Genomic DNA, 20214 nt, shown 5'->3' on the forward strand with positions numbered 1-20214 from the left:
GCCTTATGCTGGCGGCTGGCGCATCAACGGACTGAATGAGGAAACATGTGATGAGCGCCCTGCCCGAAACCACCGGCTTCAAGCCGAAGAAATCCGTCGCCCTCTCCGGCACCGCCGCCGGCAATACCGCCCTGTGCACCGTCGGCCTCTCCGGCAACGATCTGCACTACCGTGGCTACGACATCCTGGACGTGGCCACCAGCTGCGAATTTGAAGAGATAGCCCACCTGCTGGTGCACGGCCATCTGCCCAATGTGGCGGAGCTCGCCGCCTACAAGGCCAAGCTCAAGGCCCTACGCGGCCTGCCAACCGGGGTGAGGACCGCCTTGGAACAGTTGCCTCCCTCCGCCCACCCCATGGACGTGATGCGCACCGCCGTCTCCGTGCTGGGGTGCCTGTCGCCGGAGAAGGACGATCACAACCACCCGGGCGCCCGGGACATCGCCGACAAGCTGATGGCCTGTCTCGGCTCCGTGTTGCTCTACTGGTACCACTTCAGTCACAACGGCAAACGCATCCATGTGGAGACCGACGACGACTCCATCGGCGGCCACTTCCTCCACCTGCTGCACGGGCACAAGCCACGCGACTCCTGGGTTCGCGCCATGCACACCTCTCTCATCCTCTACGCCGAGCATGAGTTCAACGCCTCCACCTTCACCGGCCGCGTCATCGCCGGCACCGGCTCGGACATGTACTCCTGCATCACGGGAGCCATCGGTGCCCTGCGCGGGCCCAAGCACGGGGGCGCCAACGAGGTGGCCTTCGAGATCCAGAAGCGCTACGAGAATCCGGACGAGGCGGAGGCCGACATTCGCGCCCGGGTCGAGAAAAAAGAGGTGGTCATCGGCTTCGGCCACCCGGTCTACACCGTCTCCGATCCGCGCAACAAGGTGATCAAGGAGGTGGCGCGCGAGCTCAGCCAGGAGCAGCACAACACCAAGATGTTCGATATCGCCGAGCGGCTGGAATCCACCATGTGGGACGTCAAGAAGATGTTCCCGAACCTCGACTGGTTCAGTGCCGTTAGCTACCACATGATGGGGGTGCCCACCGCCATGTTCACCCCGCTGTTCGTCATCGCCCGCACCTCAGGCTGGTCGGCCCACGTCATCGAGCAGCGCATCGACGGCAAGATCATCCGCCCGAGCGCCAACTACGTCGGCCCGGAGGATCTCCAGTTCGTGCCGCTCAAGGAGCGCAAGTGATGATCAATACGCAATATCGCAAGCCCCTGCCCGGCACACAGCTTGACTACTTCGACGCCCGGGAGGCGGTGAACGCCATCGCCCCCGGCGCCTGGGACAGGCTCTCCTACACCGCCCGCGTCCACGCCGAGAACCTGGTTCGCAAGTGCGATCCGGCCATTATCACCGAGTGCCTCGGCCAGATAGTGCACAACAAGCGCGATCGCGACTTTCCCTGGTTCCCGGCGCGGGTGGTGTGCCACGACATCCTGGGCCAGACCGCCCTGGTGGACCTCGCTGGCCTTCGCGACGCCATCGCCGAGCAGGGGGGAGATCCCGCCCAGGTGAACCCTGTGGTGCCGGTGCAGCTCATCGTCGACCATTCCCTCGCCGTTGAATGTGGCGGCTTTGACCCCCAGGCGTTCGAGAAGAACCGCGCCATCGAGGATCGGCGCAACGAGGATCGCTTCCACTTCATCGACTGGACCAAGCAGGCATTCAAGAACATCGAGGTGATCCCGCCAGGCAACGGCATCATGCACCAGATCAACCTGGAGAAGATGTCCCCCGTCATCCACGCCGATCGCGGTCTGGCCTACCCGGATACCTGCGTCGGCACCGACAGCCACACCCCCCACGTGGATGCCCTCGGCGTCATCGCGGTGGGGGTGGGCGGGCTGGAAGCCGAGAACGTGATGCTGGGACGCGCCTCCTGGATGCGGCTGCCTTCGATCGTCGGCGTCGAGCTCTCCGGCAAGCCGCAGCCCGGCATCACAGCCACGGACCTGGTGCTGTCGCTCACCGAATTCCTGCGCCAGCAGAAGGTAGTCGGCGCCTACCTGGAGTTTCGTGGCGAGGGCGCCGCCGCCCTCACCCTCGGCGATCGGGCCACCATCTCCAACATGGCGCCGGAGTATGGTGCTACCGCGGCCATGTTCTTCATCGACCAGCAGACCCTCGACTACCTCAAGCTCACCGGCCGTGACGACGAGCAGGTCAGGCTGGTGGAAACCTATGCCAGGGAGGCCGGTCTCTGGGCCGATGCCCTGGCGGGCGCCCAGTACGAGCGGGTGCTGCACTTCGATTTGTCGAGCGTGGTGCGCACCCTGGCGGGCCCCTCCAATCCCCACCGTCGCCTGCCGGTGACCGAACTTGCCACGCGGGGCATCGCGGTGGATCTGGACAAGGCTCGTGCCCAGGAGGCTGACGGCCTCTTGCCCGATGGCGCCGTCATCATCGCCGCCATCACCAGTTGCACCAACACCAGCAACCCGCGCAACGTGATTGCCGCAGGCCTGTTGGCCCGCAACGCCAACCGGCTCGGCCTCAGCCGCAAGCCCTGGGTCAAATCCTCCCTCGCCCCCGGCTCCAAGACAGTCGCCCTCTACTTGAAAGAGGCGGGACTGGACGAGGAACTTGAGCAACTCGGTTTTGGCGTGGTGGCCTTTGCCTGCACCACCTGCAACGGCATGTCCGGTGCCCTGGATCCCGCCATCCAGCAAGAGATCATTGAGCGGGACCTCTACGCCACGGCGGTGCTCTCGGGCAACCGCAACTTCGACGGCCGCATCCATCCCTATGCCAAGCAGGCGTTTCTCGCCTCCCCGCCCCTGGTGGTGGCCTACGCCATCGCCGGCACCATCCGCTTCGACATTGAAAAAGATGTGCTGGGGGTGGTGGACGGCAAGGAAATTCGCCTCAAGGATATCTGGCCGTCTGATGAAGAGATCGACGCCGTGGTCAAGGCGTCGGTCAAGCCGTCCCAGTTCCGCCAGGTCTATATCCCCATGTTCACCCAGGAAGAGGATCAGGGTCCCAAGGTGACGCCCCTGTACGACTGGCGTGCGCAAAGCACCTATATCCGTCGCCCCCCTTACTGGGAGGGGGCACTGGCGGGCGAGCGCACCCTGCGCGGCATGCGGCCCCTGGCGCTGTTGCCGGACAACATCACCACAGACCACCTCTCCCCTTCCAACGCCATCCTGCCCGGCAGCGCGGCGGGGGAATACCTGGCGAAGATGGGCCTGCCGGAGGAGGACTTCAACTCCTACGCCACCCACCGCGGCGATCACCTGACCGCCCAGCGCGCCACCTTCGCCAACCCCCAGCTGGTCAACGAGATGGCGGTGGTGAACGGCGTGGTGCAGAAGGGGTCCCTCGCCCGCGTCGAGCCGGATGGCAAAGTGATGCGGATGTGGGAAGCCATCGAGACCTACATGGCACGCAAGCAGCCCCTCATCATCGTGGCCGGTGCCGACTACGGTCAGGGCTCGTCCCGGGACTGGGCGGCCAAGGGGGTACGCCTTGCCGGGGTGGAGGTGATCGCGGCGGAAGGCTTCGAGCGCATTCACCGCACCAACCTCATCGGCATGGGGGTGCTGCCGCTCGAGTTCAAACCGGGCACCACCCGCCTCACGCTGGGCCTCGATGGCACCGAGACCTATGACGTGGTGGGAGCACGCCAGCCGCGCACCGATCTCACTCTGGTGATCCGCCGTCGCAGCGGCGAAGTGATCCAGGTGCCCATGACCTGCCGCCTCGACACCGCCGAGGAGGTCTCGGTCTATGAGGCAGGCGGCGTGCTGCAACGCTTCGCCCAGGATTTCCTGGCGTCGACTGCGCAAAAGGCCGCAAGCTAAATCGCAACCCCGCCCCTTTGAAAAAGGGGAAGGCATAAAGCACCCTCTCCCTTTGGGAGAGGGTTGGGGTGAGGGGAAATCCCCCTTATCCGCCCTGCGGGCACCTTCTCCCAGAGGGAGCAGGATCTATGACTCTTTTCAGGACACTCTCTATGGCCCACATACCACAAGTAAAAATCCCGGCCACCTACCTTCGTGGCGGCACCAGCAAGGGGGTCTTCTTTCGCTTATCTGACCTGCCTGAGCGCTGCCAGCAGCCGGGCCCGGCACGGGATGCCTTCTTCCTGCGGGTCATCGGCAGCCCCGATCCCTACGGCGCCCACATGGACGGCATGGGGGGGGCCACCTCCTCCACAGCCAAGTGCGTGATCCTCTCCAAAAGCCAGCAACCCGATCACGATGTGGACTACCTCTACGGCCAGGTCGCCATCGACAAGGCATTCGTGGACTGGAGCGGCAACTGCGGCAACCTCTCCACCGGCGCCGGGGCCTTCGCCATCCACGCCGGCCTGGTGGACCCGTCCCGCATCCCGGAGCACGGCACCTGCGAGGTGCGCATCTGGCAGGCCAATATCGACAAGACCATCCTCGCCCACGTGCCGGTGACGAACGGCCAGGTGCAGGAGACAGGCGATTTCGAGCTGGACGGGGTGACCTTCCCCGCCGCCGAGATCGTACTGGAGTTTCTCGACCCGTCCGACGAGGGTGAAGACGGCGGCGCCCTCTTCCCCACCGGCAATCTGGTGGACGATCTGGAGGTGCCGGATTCTGTTGTAAAGAGCGGCGTACTGAAAGCCACCCTGATCAGCGCCGGCATCCCCACGGTGTTCGTCAACGCCGAGGACATCGGTTATGAGGGCACCGAGCTGCGCGAGCAGATAAACACGGACCTCGAGGCCTTGGCCCGTTTCGAGGCGATCCGGGTTGCCGGAGCCCTGCGCATGGGGCTCATCAAACGCCCCGAAGAGGCGGCTACTCGCCAGCACACCCCGAAAATTGCCTTCGTCGCACCCGCCAAGGATTACCGCACCGCCAGCGGCAAGGAGATTATTGCCGGCGAGATCGATCTGCTGGTGCGGGCCCTCTCCATGGGCAAGCTGCACCACGCCATGATGGGCACCTGCGCCGTGGCCATCGGCACGGCGGCGGCCATTCCCGGCACCCTCGTCAATCTGGCCGCCGGGGGCGGCGAGCGCGAAGCGGTGCGCTTTGGTCACCCCTCCGGCACCCTGAGAGTCGGAGCCCAGGCAGAGCAGGTCGCGGGACAGTGGACGGTCACCAAGGCGGTGATGTCCCGCTCCGCCCGCATCCTGATGGAAGGCTGGGTGCGGGTCCCTGGAGATGCCTTCTAGCCCGCTGCGGCATCACACCGACCAGGCCAGCCAGACGAAAAGAGCCCCAAGGCGACTGCCTCAGGGCTCTTTTTTGGATGTTTCAGGCTGTGAAAATCACATCATCATTGCGGTCTTGCCACACACTCCACCTTTCTTGGCACATTGTGCTTCGCGTCCCCGCCGATGAGCCGCTTGACCTGCCCTGGTGGGCAGCGACCGTCATCCACATAGGCGGTCTCCCCAAGGGGCAGCCTGCCTAGGGGCGGATCCTGACTCAGATAGGTGACGGGAATGGGCGCAGGCGCAAACCCACTGCACCCCGACATCAGGAGTGCACTGCACCACAGGGCCAGCATGCCTCCCCTCTTTCCTGCAACCGCCATCGCTCACTCCCTGCCTCTGTCGGGGCACCGACCCGGCGCCCCTCGTTTCGGCAGTGTACCCAGGGATGGCGCCGGACCGACACCCGTCTCCGGCGCCGTTGTGACGATTCCAGACACAGGCAAAAATATCGGCTTTTCACGGCTTCGACCCGTAGTAGTGGGTCAGCAAGGCATCGGCCTCGTCCACGGAGATCGCCATCTGCGGCCAGCGCGCGGCCTTCTCCCTGATGTCCCGCAGGCTCCCCAGCTCCGGGCGCAGTGCGCTGCCGAGGTGGCGGTTCAGAGCATCAAAGCGGGCGATCACCCCCTGTCGGCTGAAGTGCCCGGGCGCCAGATCCAGCCGGTAGCCCTGAAACAGCCACTGGAGTCCCTGATAGACGGCGGGGTGGTAGACGCTGTGATGATCCTCCTCCTCGAAGTAGCGGCTGGTAACGTGCAGGTTTGTGCCGGGAGCCCCCACTACCTGCCGCGCAAACTGCTGCAGGCGGTCCCGGTGAAACGCCGAGCGCCCGAATCCCGGGGTGAAGGGGTTGTTGGCCACCGCGATAAACAGCGAGGAGGCGTGCCTGAGCGGCCCGGTCAACTCCGACGCGATGCGCTCGTAATTGCGGGGATAGTCGAACCAGAGGCTGGCGTCGATGGCGATCCCCCCCTGGAACTGGCCGCCGTCTTGCGCCTGTGCATCGAGCGCCAGCAGGCCGCCGAGGGAGTGACCCACCAGCAGGGCCGGCGCCTGGGTCCGAAACCTCTCCTCGATGAGGGGGCGCAGCTCCTCACTCAGATAGCGCAGGAACCGGGGCCCGCCCCCCGTCACGGCATAGCCGGGCCCCGCCGGTGCCCCATTGGGCAAGGTCATGGTGTGGCTCGGGGTGTAATCCCGCATCCGGTCGGTGTTGTGCACCGCGACGATGATGAGGGGGGGAATCGCCGGATTGAGCCCGGCCCGCAGGGCCCGGGTGATGCCGACAACCTCCAGCAGACTCTTCTCCCCGTCGAGCAGATAGAGCACGGGGAACCGAGCCCCGGGCTCGCGCTCATATTCCTGGGGCAGAGAGACGCTGTATTGCCGCGTCTCCCCCAGCAGGGCCGAATGGTGGGTGAAGCGCTGGGCGTAGTGGAGCATGTCTGCCTGGGCAGAAGAGAGTGTGATCATGGTGAGCAGCAGGATGATGAGTCTTGTCATTGGATGAACCAGGATTGTGTCGCCAGCCTTGGGGATCCCCCGTAGGGCGGCGCACAGAGACGACAACAGGGCCCGAGGCCCTGCTGTCGTCGGTCGTTACAGCTTGTAGGTGAAGCCTGCCATCAGGTTCGCCGGCTCGCCGTACATGTTGAAGGTGCTGGTGGAGCCGACCCGGTAGAAGTACTCCCGGTCGAGCAGGTTGTAGAGGTTCAGGGTCGCCTGCATCCTGTCGTTGATCTCGTAACGCACCGCCGCATCGAACAGGGCATAGCCCCCCTGATGGGTCTCGACCCCCTTCTGGTTGAAGCCGTAGTCGCTCACCGCCGTCATTCCTGCCCCGAGGTGCAGCCCCTGCACCCAGTCGGCCAGGTGGTAGTCGGTCCAGAGCGAGAGGGTGTGACGGGGGATGGTGTCGAATTTCGGGTTGTGATCCCCGGCCTTCTCCTTGATGTCGGTGAAGGTATAGCCGGCCATCACCATCCAGTTCTGGCTGAGATAGCCGCTCGCCTCCAGCTCCACCCCTTGCGTCTCCACCTTGCCGGTGGCCCAGTAGGTGTTGATGATGGCAATGCCCTGATCGTCGTAGGCCTGGGCCGCGATGTTGTCGTCCTTCATCAGGAAGAGGGTCGCCCGGGTGTTGAGCAGGCCGTCACGCAGCGAGGACTTGATGCCGGTTTCCCACTGGCTGCCCTCCCGGGGCTTGAGCAGGTTGCCGCTCTCGTCCTGGCTGGTCTGGGGCTTGAACACCTTGGAGTAGCTGGCATACCAGGCGTGTGCGTCGCTCAGGTCATAGACGGCCCCCGCGTAGGGGGTGAGCTTGCCGTTGAACTCACTGGACTCGCCGCTCTGGGCTCCGGAACTCAGGGTCGTGCTGACGGCATCCAGATCGTACCAGGAGACGCGGGCCCCGGTGATCACCGCCAGCGGCTCCATCAGCCGCCAGGTCACCTTGCCATACAGACCGAGCTCCGACTGCTCCTCATGGTCATTCTTGGTGTAGCTGTAGTCCGGCTTGGCGACCCGGGTCGGGTCGAAATCGAACACATTGATCTTGCCGAGGTTGCGGTTGGTGTAGGTCTGAATGTCCGACTCGTAGCGCTTGTAGTCGGAGCCCAGCACAAACTCGCTCTTGTGCCCCAACAGATCGAACATCTGACTGTAGTTGGCATCGAAGGCCATGTTCTTCTGCTGGTTCCCCTGGCCGTTGAACATCAGCCCGGTGTTGCCCGCCACGTCCACGGGGCCGTTGGTGAAGGTCTGCTCCAGCCGCATGTCGTGATCCATGTAGCGGGCCGAGACCTGACCCACCCCGCCGTTGGCAAAGGCTTGTTGCAGCGAGGCCCCCACATCCGTGGTGTCGGCGTCGAAGAAGTCTTCAGCCGACCCCAGGTAGGTGCTGCGGCCGATGTCGAGCAGGGAGCCGTCCTTGTACGCCGGCAGGCCGTTGGTGGGCAGGATGTCCTTGGTCTGGTGCAGGGCGTAGACGGAGAGGCGGGTGCGATCCGAGAGATCGAACTCCAGGGTGCCGTAGTAGGTACCGTTGTCGTTGTTGTTGTAGTCCACCTGGTTCTTGATGTCGGCATTGGCCACCACGACGCGACCGCGCAGGGAACCCTCGTCGTTGAGTGCGCCCCCCATGTCCGCCTCCAGGTAATGCCTGTCCCAGCTGCCATAGCGCGCCGTGACCGAGCCCTTGAAGGCGTCGGTCGGACGCTTGAGCACCATGTTGATCACGCCCCCCAGCTCGCTGGTGCTGTTGAAGAGGCCGGAAGGGCCCCGCATGATCTCCACCCGATCCACCGCCGCCAGCGACGGCAGGGTGCCGTACTTGCTCTGCATGGGCGATGGCAGGCCGTTGAGGTTCACTTCGTCGTATTCATAGCCACGGGAGAAGATGGAGGAGCGACCGCTGTCGTTGACCAGGGTGCGCAGACCCGGCGTGTACTTGGCCAGATCGTCCACCGCCACGAAGTTGCGCTCCTCGATGTAGTCGTTGGTCAACACGGTGATCGACTGGGGGATGTCTTTGAGGGCCGCCGGCGTCTTGGTGCCGACGGTGGCCGAGTCGACCCCATAGCCTCCCGTCTCCTCCGACGGCGACATCCCGTAGAGTGGATTGCCATAGACGACCAGGGTTTCGTCCGGCTTGATGTCCGGTGTGTGTGCCCCTGCCGGGGCGGCAACGGTGACGGCCAGAGCGGCAGAGATGGCCAGAGCCAGCGGGCTTCGCGCTTTATCCTTCAAGACAACCATAGTTAGAATGACCCCAAGATAGAGATGATAATCATTTTCATTTAATTTTCCGGGGGCTAATATATCACTCCATCTTCCGCCGCAGTTTTGCGGTGTGGTCATTTCACTCTTCGACATGGTCAAATTGCACATGACTGACACAGTGGCAAGGGATACCAGCGCACGCCAGCGGGGGCGCTTCACCGGCAGGGTGGAGAACCTGGTGATCCAGGAGGGTCTTCGCTTTCACAACAAGGACATCGTTCACAAGGCAGACTTCGCCACCGAGCGGGAGTTGCCGCCGCAGTTGATCATCGCCATTCCCCTCGAGAGCCGGGCCCTGATGACCTATGGCGCCACTCACAGGCTCAAGGGGTGTCGCTTCCATGAGTCCGACCCCATAGTGGCAACCGCCATCCTCTATACCGAGCCCGACATCGTACAGGGGGCGGCCAAAGCCCAGGTGCGCAGCCGCAGCATCGTCCTCTCCCTGGACCACACCTGGCTCGCCCACAATCTGGCACAGGCGCATCGCAAGGCTTTCGCACAGACCTTCAGCCGCCATCTGAGCCGCGTCGACTGGACCCTGCCCGCGGCGCTTGGACAGATTGCGGAAGCGCTCAATCTCACCAGCAGCCAGAACGCCTCCGAGATGCTGATGCGCAAGGCCTTTGCCCTCAGTGTCTGGGAGAGCCTGATGACCCACCTCCAGCAGGCCGCCTCCCCCTGCTGCCAGCGCCAGAACGAGCAACCGACGCGCCTCAAGATGCTGCTCAGGGATGAAAAAGTGGACGAGATGACCCTGACCGAGATCGCGGCCACCCTCGGCATGAGCGTCTCCACCTTGCAGCGGGCCGCAAAAAAAGAGCTGGGCATGAGCCTGCAGCGCTACCTTCGCCAGCGAAAGCTGCAAGAAGCGCGGGCCAGGCTGGAGGCGCGCAGCCTCTCTCTGCAAGGCGCCGCCGCCCACGCCGGCTATGACCATGTGGCCAATTTCATCACGGCGTTTAGAAAGCAGTTCGGCTTCTCGCCGACGCGGATCGCCAGACAGGGTAAAGAGCAGGAGCTGGCGCCCTCTGCAACGCCTTGAGCCTCCTTGTTCATGCGCAATACATCTTTGCTCTGGGATAGTAGGCACCACGCAGGTGGGGTGGCGCTTGAAATCAGCGCTCGTCATCCACACATTCAGTGCATACAATGCGTTAACGAAGCACAACTGGTCGCTTCACCCCGGAAATCAAGAGGACATCAAGATGGATACCCGTTCTATCTACACTGGCACCCAGGGTGCCGTGCGCGACACCAACAAGGTGCTGCGCAACACCTACATGCTGCTCTCCCTCACTCTTGGCTTCTCAGCCGTGGTAGCCGGGGTAGCGACCGTCATGAACATGCCGCCCCTGCACTGGGCCGTGTTCCTCATCGGTGTCTACGGCCTGATGTTCCTGACCGAGAAGAACCGTGACAACGGCATGGGGCTGGTGTTCACCTTCGCCCTGACCGGCCTGCTGGGCTATAGCCTCGGCCCCATCATCAACATGTACATGAACAACGGCGGCGGCGAGATCGTGATGACGGCGCTGGGCGGTACTGCGCTCACCTTCTTCGGCCTGTCTGCCTATGCCCTGACCACCAAGCGGGATCTCTCCTTCCTCGGCGGCATGCTGTTCGTCGGGTTCTGGGTACTGCTGGTAGCCATGGTCGCCAACATCTTCCTGCAGATGAGCGCCCTGAGCCTGGCCCTGTCCGCCATGTTCATGCTCTTCTCCTCCGGCGCCATCCTGCTGACCACCCAGCAGATCGTGCGCGGCGGCGAGACCAACTACATCTCTGCCACCGTCACCCTGTATGTCTCCATCTACAACATCTTCCTGAGCCTGCTGAGCCTGCTTGGCGGCAACCGCAACTGATGGATGCATAAGATGCACAAGACCCCGCTTCGGCGGGGTTTTTATTGGCGCCCATTTCTGTCAGGATAAGTTGCAAATCAAGGATATGAAGCGAAGTGGCCCTGATCCAAATCAGGGCCGTTTCGTTATCGACAGGTTATGCTGTCACTTTCGTTTCGCTCAAGGGTTGCCTTCATCCCATGCCGATGGATTTCTCCGGCCTGCTTCGCCGGCTGCTGACAGACAGCCACATCTATTTCGCCCTCAAGGTCCTGCTCGCCATCGCGGGGCTGCTCGCCTTCGCGCTGGCAACCGGTGACATCCAGCTCACCGTGCTGCTCTCCCTCGGGGTGGTGGCCGGCGCCATCGCCGAGACCGACGACAGCCTCTGGGGCCGGGTCAAGAACCTCGCCATGACCCTGCTCTGCTTCCTGTTCGCCTCATTGTGCGTGCAGTATCTCTTCCCCACTCCCTGGCTCTTTGCCATCGGGCTCGCGGGCTCCACCTTTATCTTCGTCATGGTGGGTGCCCTCGGCCAGCGCTACGCCACCATCAGCTTTGGTTCCCTGCTGATTGCCATCTACACCATGCTGGGGGCCGCCAAGGCGCCGGATCTCTTCTATCAGCCGCTGGCCCTGTGCGCCGGGGCCCTCTGGTACGGCCTGGTGTCCCTGGTCTGGCTCTGGCTGCTGCCCTACAAGACCCTGCACGAGCAACTGGCCCAGAGCTACTTCGCCCTCGCCCGCTATTTGCAGGAGAAATCCCGCTTCTTCCCGGCCGATGAACACGGCGCCCAGGCCATCCGCCACAATCTGGCCCAGCTCAACATCAACCTGGTCAATGCCCTGAACCAGGCCAAGACGGCGCTCAATGCCCGTCTTCATGCCCCCGGCCGCCACGGGGTTGCCCCCGAGCTCGCGGGCCTGCTGCGCCTCTACCTGCTTGCCCTGGAGATCCAGGAGCGGGCCACCTCCAGCCACTACCCCTACAGCAAGCTGGAAGCAGAGCTCAAGCAGGGCATCGTCCTCGACGGCTTCCAGGAGGTGCTGTCACAGCTTGCCGACGCCTGTCAGCAGCTTGGCTACGCCATCCTGGTGCACAAGCCCTACACCCACCACAAACGCATTCACTGGACCCTGGAGGCCCTCGGCGATCAGCTGGAGTTCACCCACCTCAAGCAGCACTACCCCAAGACCCTGCTGACACCGATGAAGTTCCTGCGTCGCAACCTGGCCAGCATCAACCAGTTGCTGCAAAGCGCCGAAGAGCTGCAAAACCCCGCCGCGCCCCCCACCAGCCTGCCTCCCCTGGCACGGCCGGTCGCCCTGCCCCTGCTGGCATTGCTCAGGCAGCACCTGACCCCCAACTCCATGGTGTTTCGCCATGCCCTGCGGCTCTCCCTCGGGCTGGTCGTGGGCTATTGCATTCTGCAGGCGTTTCACCTGGACAAGGGGTACTGGATCCTGCTCACCGTATTGTTCGTCTGCCAGCCGAGCTACAGCGCCACCCGCCGTCGCCTGGTGCAGCGGATGCTCGGCACCTTCGCCGGTATCCTCATCGGCGTGCCCGTGCTCTGGTTCTTCCCCGAGCTGCACCTGCAACTGGGGATCATGGGGCTCGCCGCCTTCCTGTTTTTCACCCAGGTGCGCAGCAACTACAGCGCCGCCGTCTGCTTCATCACCCTCTACGTGCTGATGGCGTTCAACCTGCTGGATGGCATCGGCTTCGCCATCCTCGGACCCCGGCTGCTCGATACCCTGCTCGGCTGCCTGCTCTCCTACGCCCTGGTGGCCTGGCTCTGGCCTGACTGGCAATACAAGCGGTTGCCGACCCTTATCGCCAACTCCCTGTCCGCCAATGCGAAGTACCTCTCGGCGGTACTCGCCAGCCTGCATCGCCAACGGGATGAATCCCTGGACTACCGGGTGGCCCGCAAGTGTGCCCACCTCGCCGACAGCGAGCTGGCCATGGCCTGGCAGAGCATGCTGGTGGAGCCGAGCAAACGCCGCCGCTTCCTGGATCTCTGCTTCACTCTCACCTGGCGCAACCATGCCCTGCTCTCCTATATCTCGGCGCTCGGGGCCCATCGCGACAAACTCGAGCCCATCGAGGGGCTGGAGGAGATAAGCCGCCACATCAGCCAGACCCTGGAGCAGGCCGCCGATCACCTGGCGGGGCAGATGCCGACGCCGCTCGCGGGAACCTGTCCGACCATCGCTCCGGAGAGCAGCGAGGAGCAGCTGATGCTGAGCCAGCAGCTCTCTCTCATCAGCCAGTTGGCAGACGAGCTGTTGATGCTGGCCAACGACGGCCAGCTGCTGACAGGTCAGGGCGAACCTAGCCGGACATAGCCGCCGGGCCTGTCCCGCCCGAGGCAGGCGCCAAGCGCCGCCCCGGTTGCCGGACGGGACGCAAGGCGCTACCATGCCCGCCCCATTGAGATAGCCTTTTCGAGGAAGCGTCATGTCCGAGGCACATCATTTGCAGTTCAACGGCCAACTCATCGAGACCGATGCCCAGGGCTATCTGCGCCACAGCGAGCAATGGAGCGAGGCGCTGGCCCTGGTGCTGGCCGAGAAAGAGGGGATAGTGCTGGAGGATCCTCACTGGGAAGTGGTGCGTTTCGTGCGGGCCTTCTATCTGGAGTTCAACACCTCCCCCGCCATCCGCGCCCTGGTCAAGGCAATGGAAAAGCAGTATGGCCCGGAGAAGGGCAACAGCCGCTACCTCTACAAGTTGTTCCCGGAAGGCCCCGCCAAGCAGGCCACCAAGATCGCAGGCCTCCCCAAGCCGGTGAAGTGCATCTAGGCCTCCTCGGCAGCCCGATAGCCACACTGCCTCCCCCGTGTTGGACACAAAAAAAGACCGCGCCCATGTTGCCATGAGGCGCGGTCTTTTCATTTCATCGTCCTGTCAGGGGTTGTAGGCCACCACGGAGCCGCTCAAGCCCGTCATCTGGCTGATCCGGCTCTGCATGCCCTGCAACTTGGCCTTGGAGACATCCGGTCCGATGAAGACCCGGTTGATCTGCCCCTGCACCGGGGTTCTCGGCGACGTCTGGGCCGAGTAGCCCGCCGCCCTCAGCTTGCTCACCAGGGCATTGACGCTGTCTGCATTCTTGAAGGCGCCGAGCTGCAGGATCCAGCTCCCCTGAGCCGGGGCTGCTGCTGCCGGTGCCGTAGTCGGCTGGGCCATCTTGCTCGCGATGAGATCATCCATGGTCTTGATCTGGCCCGCCTGTGGCTTGGCCTCCACCGGTTTTTGCACCTCTACCGGCTTGGTTGGCACCGGCTTGGGTTTGGGCTGCTCCACCGGTTTCTTGGCGATCACTTCCGGCTTGGGCTCGGGTTTGGGCTGGGGCTTGGGTTGCGCCACGGCCTGTACCGGCTGCTGCTGGGTGATGGGAGCCTGACTGGCTCCCGCTGGATTGGCTCCCCCCTGATTGGCCAGGGTCACGGTATCGCCAATCTCCTCTACCTGCCACTGGGTCGCGGCAGAGGCCTGCTGCTGACTCGCCAGATGCTCGGCCGGCAGGGTGCTCGCCGCCGAGACCTGAAGCGCAGGTTTGGCGGGCTCGAGCTCCGGACGCAGGGGGATCTTGGCGAAGGCCTCGTCCTTCTGCTCCAGCTTGTTGCCGTCCATCAGGTCCGGCAGAAAGATGACCACCAGGGCGACCAGGATGACGGTCCCCACCAATCTGTTTTGAAACTTCGAAGCCAAGTTAATTTCCACCCATGTTACTTAGGATCCATTGCAATCTTGCACACTTCGCAAAGAACGCCTCCCCTCACGCCGGCTGGCGAAGCCGGGTCCCTCGCCACCCACTTGGCCTGAAAGGGGATTATCCAGTGCAAAACCCGGCCCGTCGTCACGATGACGGAGCCAGGGGAGCGAACGGCTCAGACCGCGCCCAGAGCCAGCACGTCGGCGACAGTGTAAAACGAGCCGAACACAATGACCATATCGTCAGGACTCGATGCGGCCAAGGCGGCGCCGTAGGCATCCCCCACGCTGGCAAAGGTGAGCGCCGCGCCCCGGCCGCTGCCAAGGGCCGTCGCCAACTGGTCGGCCGTGGCCGCGCGCGGGCCGTGGAGGCTTGCCAGGAACCACTCGTCAATCAGACCGTCAAGCTCGGCCAGCGACCCCGCCATGTCCTTGTCCTTGAGCATGCCAACCACGGCGCGGCGCTTGCCCTTGCCGGGGAGCTGGCGCAACTGGCTGGCGAGATAGGCGGCAGAGTGGGGATTGTGGGCCACGTCGACGATGACCAGCGGCGAGGTTTGCAACTGCTGCATCCGGCCAGCAAGGCGGGCATTGGCCAGGCCGTCGCGGATGGCGGACTCCGCCAATGGCAGACCGAGGGACTCCAGCGCCGCCAGCACGGTGACCGCATTCATCAGCGGCAGGGCCGGTTTGGGCAATCCCGACCAGTGGTGCAGGCCGTGATAATCCCAGTCACCTTCATGCTCGTCACCACGAAAATCGATGCCGACCTGACGCAGGCAGGCGCCGAGGCGCGCCGCTTCGCTTGCGATGGTCGACGGCGGATTGGGCTCCCCGCTGATGGCGGGTTTACCTTTGCGATAGACGCCAGCCTTCTCCACTGCCACCGCCTCCCGGGTATCCCCGAGCCAGTCGCAGTGATCCAGGGCAATGGAGGTGATCAGGGCGACGTCCGATTCCACCACATTGGTGGCATCGAGCCGCCCCCCCAGCCCCACTTCCAGCAAGAGCACATCGGGCACGGCGCGGCGAAACAGCCACAGACCTGCCAGGGTGGCGAACTCGAAGAAGGTGAGGGCGATGTCGCCCCGGGCGGCTTCCACCTCGGCAAAGGCCGCGCAGTGATCGCCATCGGCCAGCTCCTGGCCATTGACGCGCACCCGCTCGGTAAAGCGCAGCAGATGGGGGGAGGAGTAGACACCGACCCGGTAGCCGGCGGCCATCAGGATGCTGGCAGCCATGGCGCAGGAGGAGCCCTTGCCGTTGGTGCCCGCCACCGTGATCACCTTGAACGGCAGTTCGGTGAGGCCCATGCGGCGGGCAACCGTGCCGACCCGCTCCAGCCCCATGTCGATGTTGGCCGGGTGGATCTGCTCCAAATAAGAAAGCCAGTCGACCAGCGACCGGCTTTGGGATTGTTGCATGTGTGAACTCATCTTCAGTCTTCGATGACCTGAGTGTTCATCAGCTTGGCCAGCAGACCGGCCAGGCGGTTGCGCATTTCGCGTCTGTCGATGATGAGATCGATGGCACCCTTCTCCAGCAGGAACTCGGAGCGCTGGAAGCCTTCCGGCAGTTTCTCGCGCACGGTCTGCTCGATGACGCGAGGGCCGGCAAAGCCGATCAGCGCCTTGGGTTCGCCTACGTTGATGTCACCCAGCATGGCCAGACTCGCGGAGACGCCACCCATGGTGGGGTCGGTCAGCACGGAGATGAAGGGCAGGCCCGCCTTGGTGAGGCGATCTAGGGCCGCACTGGTCTTCGCCATCTGCATCAGGGAGAACAGGGCTTCCTGCATCCGCGCACCACCGGAGGTGGAGAAGCAGACCAGGCCGCGGCCCTCCTTGATGCTCTCCTCGACGGCGCGCACGAAGCGGGCACCGACCACGGAGGACATGGAGCCCCCGATGAAGGAGAACTCGAATGAACAGGCGACGACCGGTACCCCCTTGAGGGTCCCCTTCATCACCACCAGCGCATCCTTCTCGCCCGTCTCTTTCTGGGCGGCAGACAAACGATCCTTGTAGCGCTTGGAATCCTTGAATTTCAGGATGTCTTGCGGCTCCAGCTCGGCCGCGACTTCGCTGCGTCCCTCGGCGTCGAGGAAGCTCTCGAGACGGGCACGTGCGCTGATGCGCATATGATGGTCACACTTGGGGCACACTTCGAGATTGCGCTCCAGCTCTGCCCGGTAGAGCACCTGTTCGCAAGCAGTACACTTGGTCCACACCCCTTCCGGAATGTTGTGACGACGCGGTGTGGTGATCTTGCTCTTGGGAAGGATCTTCTCAAGCCAGCTCATGGAATTCCTTAATGCATTTGTGCCTGACAAAACACATCGAGCCTTGATTGTTCAATGACTTAACGGCTCGATGGCAATAAACGACGGATCATTAAACCACAAATTTTCGGGCCCAGTTACTAAAAACTGGTCGTACCCGGTGCCGAGTCCGGCAGCCACAGCGGGCCGAGGGGCGGCCGGGGCAACCCGAATTCGGCCGGGTAATCCACATCCACCAGATAGAGGCCGCCCGCCTTGGCGGTCGGGCCCGCCAGGTTGCGATCCTTCGCCGCCAGCACCTCGGCAATCCACTCCACCGGTTGAAGCCCCTGCCCCACCAGCAGCAGGGAGCCGGTGATGTTGCGCACCATGTGATGCAGGAAGGCGTTGGCCTTGATGTCGAGCACGATGTAGGGGCCGGAACGGCTGACACACAGGTGGGTCACATTGCGCCAGGGGGTGTTGGACTGACAGGCGACAGCCCGGAAGGTGCTGAAGTCGTGCTCCCCCAGCAGGCTCTGGCCGGCCTGGTGCATCAGCGTCGCATCGATGGCTTCGTGGTAGTGGCTGACGCCTTGGCCCAGGATCGCCGGGCGGTAGTTGTGGTTGTAGATGACGTAACGGTAGCGACGGGCGGTGGCGCTGAAGCGGGCATGGAAATGCTCGTCCACCTCCCTGACCCAGCGCACGGCGATGTCAGGGGGCAGGTTGGAGTTGAGCCCCAGGGTCCAGGCGCCTTCTGCGCGGTTCGACTCGGTATCGAAGTGGATCACCTGGCCGGTGGCATGCACCCCCGCATCGGTGCGACCGGCACACTGGATGGAGACGGGGTGGTTGGCGATGCGGCTGAGGGCTTTTTCCAGCTCCTCCTGAACGCTGATCACTTCGCGCTGGCGCTGCCAGCCGAAGTACCGGCTGCCGTCATATTCAATACCAAGGGCAATTCGCATGGGTAACGGTGTCTTCTGATGAAAGGATGCAGTGAAAGAAACGGGGCGGATTATACGCGCTCAGGCTCAAAAGTCCCAGACCGGGCGAGGCCGCGGTGCGGGGTCCCCAAAGAGAGAGAGCAGCCCGCGGGCTGCCCTCTCTGGTGCATGGATGACAAGGGCCTGCCTAGCCCAGGCGCTTGAGCAGCTTCTGCGCCTCGCTGCGCTGGTGCTCGCTGCCCTGGGCCACCGCCTCTTCCAGCAGCTCGCGGGCGCTCTCCTTGTCGTCGATCTCGAGGTAGGCCCGGGCCAGATCCAGCTTGGCCCCCACCCCGCCGTCATCGGCATCCACATCAAAGCCGTTGGACTCCGGCAGCACCTCGGGGAAACCGTCCAGCCCCACATCCAGAGAGAAGCCCTGATAGGGTTCCTGCTCCGTGCTGCTGGCATCGGCATCGGCCAGCAGCTTGTCGATTTCAACAAAGTCGCTGTCTTGCACCTGCTCGCGGGGTTTCACCTCCCCCTGATGGGACTCCACCTCGGCGAAGGCATCCTCGAAGTCCGCCAGGGCCAGCTCGCTGGGATCCCACTCGGACGCCGCCGGCTTGGTGGGCTCCAGCCCGAGCTCGGCCAGCATGTCGTCCACATCGTCCTTGCCAAACCCCGTCTCGTCGATGTGCGGCGCCTTGGCGGCAAGCTCATCGTCGGTCGGCTCGCCAAACCCGGTCTCTAGATCGCTCAGATCGAAGTTGGCCAGTGTCTCGTCACGCTGGCTGCGGCTCTCCTCCTGGGCCTGGGCCAGATCCGCTTCCAGATCCGCGTCCAGCTCGGCAAACAGGGCGGCCTGCAGCTCCTCCTCGGTCATGATCTCGTCATGACCACGAGCAGAGGAGGTGGGCTCGTCGGAGAGATCGAGTTCCGGCACCACGGGCAGATCGAAGTCCCCCTCGTGGGCCAGATCCAGCTCGGGCACCAGATCCGGATCCCGGTTCGCCGTCGTCACCGCAGGCTCCACATCAAAAGCGGAGAGCGCCGTCTCGTCATCCCGGAAGATGACATCGGCGGCAGCACTGGCGCCATCTTGCTTCCTGCTCACTTCCGGCTCGTTGAGATCCGGCATGCCATGGAGGGGCTCGTCATCCGCGATGCCCACCGTCATCAACTGATCAAACTCGCTGTTCTCGTCTCCCATGACCATGGAGGTCGACTCGGAGAGGCTCTTCTCCTGCTCTTCCAGCTCGCGGCGGGCACGAGCACGCAGCCAGAGCGTGACCAGGGCAAGCACCAGGAGTACCGGCAGCAGGATGATCATGGCGAGATTGAGCGGCGAAGAGAGCAGCTCCATCAGCCAGCTCTGTTTGGGCACCGGCGCCACCACGGGAGGCGTCGGATTGGCCTTGAGTTCCGCCACCTCTTTTTGCAGGGCGGTCTGATCCTGCAACTGGGCCTTGAGGGTCTCCACCTCTTCGGTCAGGGCTTGCAGACGCAGCTTGAGCCTGTGGTTCATCTCGGTGACCTGGCCGAGCTGGGCGTTGGCATCTTCCAGGGCCAGCGCCATCTCGGTAGAGGGTTTGCCCACCGCAGTGGCGGGCAGGGGCGCCGGCGCCGTGCTGACGGCGCTGCTCGCAGCAGCGCTCACCACCACGGGGGTGGAGACAGCCGCCTTGGCGGTCTCCTTCACCTCGGGGGCTGGAGCCGTTGCCTTGGGTGCCGCCGGGATCGGCGCCGCCTTGGGCGGTGTATTCTTGGCCACGACAGCCGGCTTGGCCGGAGCAGGCTTGCTCACCACCGGCTGGGCGACGTGGGATTGCTTGTTGGCCAGGTATTTGGGGCTCAGCCCCTTCCAGCTCGCGTTATCGCTGTTGAAGCGACGGCGTGCTTCGGCATCCGTGATGCGCCCCGCCTCTGCGGCGGTGGGCAGCAGGATGTGGGAACCCACCAGAATATGGTTGATGTTGCCGTCTGCGAAGCTTCGGGGGTTCTTGTCATAGATGGCCACCATGGTCTGGTAGACGCTTACCCGGTTGGAAGGGCGATGCTTGCTCGCCAGACTCCAGAGGGTATCGGTGGGACGCACGGGACCATAACTGCCAGCCGACGCAGCAGGCACCTGACGCACGATGGGCTCGGCTCTGGGCAGGGTGACGGGCGCCACGGGCTGGGCCCGGGGCTCTGGTTGCACCGCGGGGGGCGGTGAGCCATCCGGTCCCTTGAGTTCGACAAAGAAGGGTTCTCGCGCCCCCTCTTCGGCCTGAACCGTGCCCAGAAGCCCCAATGCGAGTAGCGTTGCCAGCGTTATGCGGGAATGTCCCATATTCGTTCCTTCGTATGACGGCCCTATCACATTGAAAAATCTGGATAGTTACCCCAAAACAATCGGCTCAATATAAATCAGGCGCCGGTCTCAAGCCAGCGATCCGACATATTTCGCGCC

15 protein-coding genes are annotated in these 20214 nt (G+C 63.8%); 7 read left to right on the forward strand and 8 right to left on the reverse strand.

Going from position 1 to position 20214, the window contains the following annotated elements:
* Positions 1–50 precede the first annotated feature (50 nt).
* The 3 genes from prpC to prpF all read left to right on the forward strand — a co-directional run bounded on the left by prpC (position 51) and on the right by prpF (position 5178).
* Positions 51–1208: a bifunctional 2-methylcitrate synthase/citrate synthase gene (gene prpC / locus AB7E19_RS07665; protein ID WP_322131609.1), complete on the forward strand. Its 1158-nt coding sequence runs from the start codon at positions 51–53 to the stop codon at positions 1206–1208.
* Positions 1208–3826 (forward strand): Fe/S-dependent 2-methylisocitrate dehydratase AcnD, encoded by a 2619-nt coding sequence (gene acnD / locus AB7E19_RS07670; RefSeq protein ID WP_322131608.1) that lies wholly within the window; start codon positions 1208–1210, stop codon positions 3824–3826. Before prpC ends, acnD begins: the two co-directional genes overlap by 1 nt.
* Positions 3827–3978: 152 nt before the next feature.
* Positions 3979–5178 (forward strand): 2-methylaconitate cis-trans isomerase PrpF, encoded by a 1200-nt coding sequence (gene prpF, locus AB7E19_RS07675; RefSeq protein ID WP_322131607.1) that lies wholly within the window; start codon positions 3979–3981, stop codon positions 5176–5178.
* Positions 5179–5282: 104 nt separating this feature from the next.
* On the opposite strand, the gene AB7E19_RS07680 is transcribed toward prpF, so the two are convergent.
* The 3 genes from AB7E19_RS07680 to AB7E19_RS07690 form a co-directional block, all read right to left on the reverse strand.
* Complete coding sequence (locus tag AB7E19_RS07680) at positions 5283–5543, reverse strand: DUF6719 family protein (RefSeq protein WP_322131606.1); 261 nt, start codon at positions 5541–5543, stop codon at positions 5283–5285.
* 136 nt (positions 5544–5679) lie between these two features.
* Positions 5680–6726: an alpha/beta hydrolase gene (locus AB7E19_RS07685; protein WP_322131605.1), complete on the reverse strand. Its 1047-nt coding sequence runs from the start codon at positions 6724–6726 to the stop codon at positions 5680–5682.
* 96 nt (positions 6727–6822) lie between these two features.
* Positions 6823–8979 carry a TonB-dependent siderophore receptor gene (locus AB7E19_RS07690; RefSeq protein WP_322131604.1) on the reverse strand — a complete coding sequence of 719 codons (2157 nt, stop codon included), beginning with the start codon at positions 8977–8979 and terminating at the stop codon, positions 6823–6825.
* 130 nt (positions 8980–9109) lie between these two features.
* Between AB7E19_RS07690 and AB7E19_RS07695 the strand changes: the two genes are divergently transcribed.
* From AB7E19_RS07695 to AB7E19_RS07710, 4 genes are all read left to right on the forward strand, one after another.
* Complete coding sequence (locus tag AB7E19_RS07695; RefSeq protein ID WP_041215878.1) at positions 9110–10048, forward strand: helix-turn-helix transcriptional regulator; 939 nt, start codon at positions 9110–9112, stop codon at positions 10046–10048.
* 163 nt (positions 10049–10211) lie between these two features.
* Positions 10212–10868 carry a Bax inhibitor-1/YccA family protein gene (locus AB7E19_RS07700; protein ID WP_010675134.1) on the forward strand — a complete coding sequence of 219 codons (657 nt, stop codon included), beginning with the start codon at positions 10212–10214 and terminating at the stop codon, positions 10866–10868.
* A gap of 179 nt (positions 10869–11047) precedes the next feature.
* Complete coding sequence (yccS, locus tag AB7E19_RS07705; protein ID WP_427934864.1) at positions 11048–13198, forward strand: YccS family putative transporter; 2151 nt, start codon at positions 11048–11050, stop codon at positions 13196–13198.
* Positions 13199–13310: 112 nt separating this feature from the next.
* Entirely contained in the window at positions 13311–13655 is a 345-nt protein-coding gene (locus AB7E19_RS07710; RefSeq protein ID WP_029314727.1) for a TusE/DsrC/DsvC family sulfur relay protein, read from the forward strand.
* A 105-nt stretch (positions 13656–13760) separates the two neighbouring features.
* On the opposite strand, the gene dedD is transcribed toward AB7E19_RS07710, so the two are convergent.
* The 5 genes from dedD to AB7E19_RS07735 form a co-directional block, all read right to left on the reverse strand.
* Entirely contained in the window at positions 13761–14567 is an 807-nt protein-coding gene (gene dedD, locus AB7E19_RS07715) for a cell division protein DedD (RefSeq protein WP_069785214.1), read from the reverse strand.
* A gap of 179 nt (positions 14568–14746) precedes the next feature.
* Positions 14747–16006, reverse strand: coding sequence for a bifunctional tetrahydrofolate synthase/dihydrofolate synthase (gene folC / locus AB7E19_RS07720; RefSeq protein ID WP_427934866.1), 1260 nt, complete (start codon positions 16004–16006; stop codon positions 14747–14749).
* A 2-nt stretch (positions 16007–16008) separates the two neighbouring features.
* On the reverse strand, positions 16009–16872 hold the full coding sequence (gene accD / locus AB7E19_RS07725) for an acetyl-CoA carboxylase, carboxyltransferase subunit beta (RefSeq protein WP_010675139.1): 864 nt from the start codon (positions 16870–16872) through the stop codon (positions 16009–16011).
* Between the two features lie 119 nt (positions 16873–16991).
* On the reverse strand, positions 16992–17801 hold the full coding sequence (truA, locus tag AB7E19_RS07730; RefSeq protein ID WP_041214976.1) for a tRNA pseudouridine(38-40) synthase TruA: 810 nt from the start codon (positions 17799–17801) through the stop codon (positions 16992–16994).
* A 166-nt stretch (positions 17802–17967) separates the two neighbouring features.
* On the reverse strand, positions 17968–20094 hold the full coding sequence (locus tag AB7E19_RS07735) for a FimV/HubP family polar landmark protein (RefSeq protein ID WP_427934868.1): 2127 nt from the start codon (positions 20092–20094) through the stop codon (positions 17968–17970).
* Positions 20095–20214 lie beyond the last annotated feature (120 nt).

The organism is Aeromonas sp. (assembly GCF_050252055.1).
Taxonomy (GTDB): domain Bacteria; phylum Pseudomonadota; class Gammaproteobacteria; order Enterobacterales; family Aeromonadaceae; genus Aeromonas; species Aeromonas caviae.